The organism is Tianweitania sp., from assembly GCF_032053605.1.
In the GTDB taxonomy this organism is placed as follows: Bacteria; Pseudomonadota; Alphaproteobacteria; order Rhizobiales; family Rhizobiaceae; genus Tianweitania.
On sequence record NZ_DAMBUH010000001.1, the window covers coordinates 107446 to 112282 of the forward strand.

General features: G+C 60.1%; 7 protein-coding genes. 1 reads left to right on the forward strand and 6 read right to left on the reverse strand.

Annotated features, from left to right (window positions below; all coding sequences use genetic code 11):
• From RTX98_RS00535 to RTX98_RS00560, 6 genes are all read right to left on the reverse strand, one after another.
• A partial coding sequence (locus RTX98_RS00535) for a MerR family transcriptional regulator (RefSeq protein WP_312793906.1) occupies window positions 1-330 on the reverse strand: 330 nt, incomplete at its 3' end.
• Window positions 331-432: 102 nt separating this feature from the next.
• On the reverse strand, window positions 433-768 hold the full coding sequence (locus RTX98_RS00540; protein ID WP_189501509.1) for an integration host factor subunit alpha: 336 nt from the start codon (window positions 766-768) through the stop codon (window positions 433-435).
• Window positions 769-866: 98 nt separating this feature from the next.
• Entirely contained in the window at window positions 867-1838 is a 972-nt protein-coding gene (locus RTX98_RS00545; RefSeq protein WP_312793857.1) for a beta-ketoacyl-ACP synthase III, read from the reverse strand.
• Complete coding sequence (gene plsX / locus RTX98_RS00550; RefSeq protein ID WP_312793859.1) at window positions 1835-2911, reverse strand: phosphate acyltransferase PlsX; 1077 nt, start codon at window positions 2909-2911, stop codon at window positions 1835-1837. The genes RTX98_RS00545 and plsX overlap by 4 nt, the downstream gene beginning before the upstream one ends.
• A gap of 101 nt (window positions 2912-3012) precedes the next feature.
• Window positions 3013-3555 (reverse strand): DUF177 domain-containing protein, encoded by a 543-nt coding sequence (locus tag RTX98_RS00555; RefSeq protein WP_312793861.1) that lies wholly within the window; start codon window positions 3553-3555, stop codon window positions 3013-3015.
• On the reverse strand, window positions 3552-4103 hold the full coding sequence (locus RTX98_RS00560; protein ID WP_312793907.1) for a ubiquinol-cytochrome C chaperone family protein: 552 nt from the start codon (window positions 4101-4103) through the stop codon (window positions 3552-3554). Before RTX98_RS00560 ends, RTX98_RS00555 begins: the two co-directional genes overlap by 4 nt.
• 132 nt (window positions 4104-4235) lie before the next feature.
• On the opposite strand from RTX98_RS00560, the gene RTX98_RS00565 reads away from it, so the two are divergent.
• Complete coding sequence (locus RTX98_RS00565; protein WP_312793908.1) at window positions 4236-4730, forward strand: outer membrane protein assembly factor BamE; 495 nt, start codon at window positions 4236-4238, stop codon at window positions 4728-4730.
• Window positions 4731-4837: the final 107 nt, after the last annotated feature.

Sequence of the window (4837 nt, forward strand, 5' to 3'; positions counted from 1 at the left end):
CACAGGCTCAGGGGCTTCGGCTTGCTTGCGCTGCGCGAGCGCTTCGGCTGCGGCCAGGTCGCCATTCCCGACAGCCATCAGGAACTGGTTGCCGTTATCGCGCAGCAGCTTCTGCACACCCTTGATCGTATAGCCCTGATCATAAAGCATGTGACGGATGCCCTTGATCAGCTCGACATCATGCGGCCGATAATACCGGCGACCGCCGCCACGTTTCATCGGCTTGATCTGGGTGAAACGGGTTTCCCAAAAGCGCAGCACGTGCTGCGGCAGATCGAGATCTTCCGCGACCTCTGAGATCGTGCGGAAGGCGTCAGGGCTTTTGTCCAGCATTGTCACACTCCCGCTCGCGTAAGCGATTCGCGAATCATGGGATATTCCAGCGAGTTAAGCTGGCACTTTCAACCCCGGCAAGAAGCCGGCGCTCAGACTTCAACCGGCTTTCTTCGCCTTTGAAGGCTTGGCGGCGCTGGTATGGCCGTCGATGATGCGGCTTTTCAGAACGTTGGAAGCCTTGAAGGTCATCACCCGGCGCGGCGAAATCGGCACTTCCTCGCCGGTTTTCGGGTTGCGGCCGATGCGTTCATTCTTCTCGCGGACGTGGAAGGTCGCGAAGGAAGACAACTTGACGTCCTCGCCGCGCACGATCGCGGCGCAGATTTCATCGAGCACGGATTCCACGAGTTGGGCAGATTCGCTGCGCGACAACCCGACCTTGCGATACACGGCCTCGGCAAGATCAGCCCGTGTGAGTGTCTTGCCTTCCATCCGCGGCCGTCCCAGCTTGTTGCTTCATCAAAGGAACAAATGAGAAGCGAACCTAGAAAATTCATTTTGCTAGGTCAAGGACTTAGCCTGGAAAAACGTTACCAGCGCAGAAGCACCGCGCCCCAGGTGAAGCCACCACCCATGGCTTCCAGAAGCACAAGATCGCCTTTCTTGATGCGGCCGTCGGCAACAGCACTGGCCAGCGCCAGCGGAACGGAAGCGGCAGACGTGTTGCCGTGAAGATCCACGGTAACCACGACCTTTTCCATGGGGATGCCGAGCTTCTTGGCCGAGGCTTCGATGATGCGGCGGTTGGCCTGATGCGGCACGAACCAGTCGAGCTGATCGGCAGTTATCTCGCCTTGGCGGAAGGTTTCCTCGATCACATCCGTGATCATGCCCACCGCATGCTTGAAGACTTCCTTGCCCTCCATGCGTAGCACGCCGACCTTGCCAGTCGTGGACGGGCCGCCGTCGACATAAAGCTTCTGCTTGTGGCTGCCGTCGGAGCGCAAGCTGGCGGCGATGATGCCCTGGTCGCTCAGAGCGCCAGTGCCCTCTTCCGCTTCCAGCACAACCGCGCCGGCGCCGTCGCCGAACAGAACGCAGGTCGTACGGTCAGTCCAGTCGAGGATACGGGAGAAGGTTTCGGAGCCGATCACCAGCGCGCGCTTGGCCATGCCGCCACGCAGATGCAGGTCGGCTGTAGTGATGGCGTAAACGAAGCCGGAGCAGACGGCCTGGAGATCGAAGGCGAAACCGTGGGTGATGCCCAACCGGTTCTGGATCTCCACGGCCGTTGCCGGGAACGTGTTGTTGGGCGTCGATGTCGCCAGCACGATCAGATCGATGTCTGCCGGGGTCAGCCCTGCTGCATCGAGCGCCGCACGCGCTGCCGCTTCGCCGAGCGATGCGGTCGTTTCATCATCGCCGGCAATGTGGCGTTGGGTGATGCCCGTGCGCTGAACGATCCACTCGTCGGTGGTGTCGACCAGTGTTTCGAACTCGGAATTCTTCATGATGCGGCGCGGCAGCGAAGTGCCTACGCCTTTTACAACAGATCGAATCACGCTTCGCCCTCGCCTTCTTCGTCTGCTCGCGCCCGGCCCAGCGCGGAAAGTTGATGCCGATGCGCATGAAATAGCTGCAGATCAGCCTCGATGCGGTCGATCAGCCGATTGCGCACCATGTCGTAGCCGAGGTCGATCGCGGCCGCGAACCCTTCATGATCCGTGCCGCCATGGCTTTTCACGACGATGCCGTTCAAGCCGAGAAAAACGCCGCCGTTGGATTTGCGGACATCCATCTTCTCGCGCAATGCGTTGAAGGCACCGCGCGCAAAGAAGTAGCCTATCTTGGACATCAGGCTCTGGCTCATCGCCGCGCGCAAATAGCCCGCGATCTGCTTGGCCGTGCCTTCGGCGGTCTTCAGCGCGATATTGCCGGAAAAACCTTCGGTCACCACCACGTCGACGGTGCCCTTGCCGATGTCGTCGCCTTCGACGAAGCCTTGGTACACAAGGGAGTTCAGTTCAGTATAGCGCAGGATCTGCCCGGCTTCCTTGACCTCTTCCTGACCCTTGATTTCCTCGACGCCGACATTCAGCAGACCGATGGTGGGGCGCTCGATCTGGAACAGAGCGCGCGACATGGCACCGCCGAGAATGGCAAAATCAACAAGCTGATGGGCATCCGCGCCAATCGATGCGCCGACATCCAGCACGATGCTTTCACCGCGTGTGGTTGGCCAGATCGCGGCAATGGCCGGACGGTCGATCTTCGCCATTGTGCGCAGGCAAAAGCGCGCCATCGCCATCAGCGCGCCAGTGTTCCCAGCCGATATGCAAACATCGGCCTGGCCGAGCTTGACCGCTTCGATCGCGCGCCACATCGACGACTTGCCGCGACCATGCCGCAAGGCCTGACTCGGCTTGTCGTCCATGCGCACGGCAACGTCGCAATGGATAAATTCGACTGAATTCGCGAGCTTGGGGAACTTGGCCAGTTCCGGCTGCACGGCCTCTTGGCGCCCGAACACGATGAAACGCGAATCGGGCCGGCGTTCAAGAAACGTGGCGAGGGCGGGAACGACGACCCCTGGGCCGTGATCGCCGCCCATGGCGTCGATGGAAATTCGGATCACGCTTGGCTTTTTCTTTTTTGCTTAAGGGCCGGGCGACAGGAGGCGCGAAAATAGCGGTTTTGACGGGCGGCACAACCGCAAAGGCGCGCCTGCCCGTGAAATCAGAGCTTGTCCTTCAAAGCCGCCAATTTTTCGGCAAGCGGGTTCATCGGCGCTGCGGTATCCTCGCGGATATTCAAAGGCTCGACGCCGTCTTTCCGCGGATAGGGGTCGATCGCGATGGCGAAAATCTCCTCCGCAAGCGCGCCCACATCTACGGTATCTCCTTCAAGAATCTCTGGCGCGTCAGGTCCGTCAGGATCGATCATCAGCTCGTCGCTGGGATCGGGAAGGCGATGCAGCTTGGAATTACGCGGCAGGAAGGTGGCCTCGATTACGTCATCGATTCGCGCCGTGAGCGGCTCGAGCGTGACAATGCAAGCCTGGGTGATCTTGGCTTCGACCTTGCCGTTCACCGCAACGCCGCTGCCCTTCCAATCGGTGACCATGACATCGGCAACGAAGCGCTCCACCGAAACGAGGTCATGCGCTTCCGCCAGAGCCGCGCGCATATCGGCGTCGGCTTCGATTCGCACCGGCATGCCTTTTGACGGCAGGCGGTTGATGCTGACGGGAAAGGAGACCGGGCTTTTCGTGGTGTTCAAGTTTCGATTTCCTCAAGAACGCTGCCGAAACGAACCTGCCCTTCGGCGAAAGCCGTCAGAGGCTGGCTCGCCAGATAATTGCTGGCACGCTGCATGTAATCAGCAATCGCACGTATTTCAGCCCAATCTGTGACCTCCGGTCGAACATTGCGCGCGATGGCGGCTGCTAACGCGACTTGGTCCCCGCTGTCGAGCGCATCCGAGTAGGATCTTGCGCGACCGAAAAACATACGCGCCAGCTTCTTGATGCGCTTTGGCACACCTACGTCGGAGATGCCGAGTTCGCGCAGGGAATGATCCACATCAAGGAAGAACTCGTCGGTCAAAATCTGCGCGATGCGTTGGAGATCGCCCGCCTCACCTCGGATGCGGTGCAGAAACAGGACCATGTGAACCGAAATCATCTCGAAACGACCAATCGGCGTATCAGGTACATTCCAGTGTGCATAAAAAGCGGGCTGCCGCGCCGCTGCCACGATCTGCTCATAAAGGCTGATCGCTGCCGTTCTGCCCGCATTCTCGCTGCGGCCGAACAGTTTGCGTAACATGGTGCGTGAACTCCCGTTTCTGCGGCGAAACCAGTCCGGTTGCATCCGCTTCGAAGCTGGTCTACCGGTTTTCACGCTTTCCTGCAAAGCTGGTGGGGATTGGACAGTATGAACTCGACGGCATTTTCCCGGATGTGGAAGGTTACTCGCGGCATTGCGGTGATCGGCGCATCGACCCTTGCGCTTTCAGCGTGCACGGCTGCAAGCCTCGCACCCGGCGAAACGCTCACGCAAGGTTATGTCATCGACGAGCAGGCGATTGAGCTGGTGCCAGTCGGCTCGTCTCGCGAACAGGTGCAGCTGGCTCTCGGCAGCCCATCGACCACGGCGACCTTTGACGCCGAAGCCTATTACTACATCTCACAAACGCGCCGCCGCGACGTGGCGTTCATGAACCCGCGCATCGTTGATCGCCGCATCCTCGCAGTTTACTTCGGTGCCGATGGACGCGTGACGCAGATCGCCCATTACGGGTTGCAGGATGGCAAGGTGTTCGACTTCATTTCGCGCACGACGCCAACAGGCGGCAAGGACCAGACCTTTATCGGTCAGGTGCTGACCGGCGCCGGCGCATTCGGTGCCCCATCCCGCCTCGACGGAAACCGCGGCCCCAAGGCCGGCATCTAGGCCTTCGAAAGGTTCAAGCAAAGAGCCCGCCGAGATCATCCCGGCGGGCTCTTTCGTTTTGGTCAGCCGCTATGGGCGAGCACAGCCAGCAGAAGCAAGGCCACGAT

What these genes read in the sequence shown, in the direction of transcription:
- RTX98_RS00540 (WP_189501509.1), bottom strand. Translation starts at nt 768, where the DNA reads ATGGAAGGCAAGACACTCACACGGGCTGATCTTGCCGAGGCCGTGTAT.
- RTX98_RS00560 (WP_312793907.1), bottom strand. Translation starts at nt 4,103, where the DNA reads ATGTTACGCAAACTGTTCGGCCGCAGCGAGAATGCGGGCAGAACGGCA.
- RTX98_RS00565 (WP_312793908.1), top strand. Translation starts at nt 4,236, where the DNA reads ATGTGGAAGGTTACTCGCGGCATTGCGGTGATCGGCGCATCGACCCTT.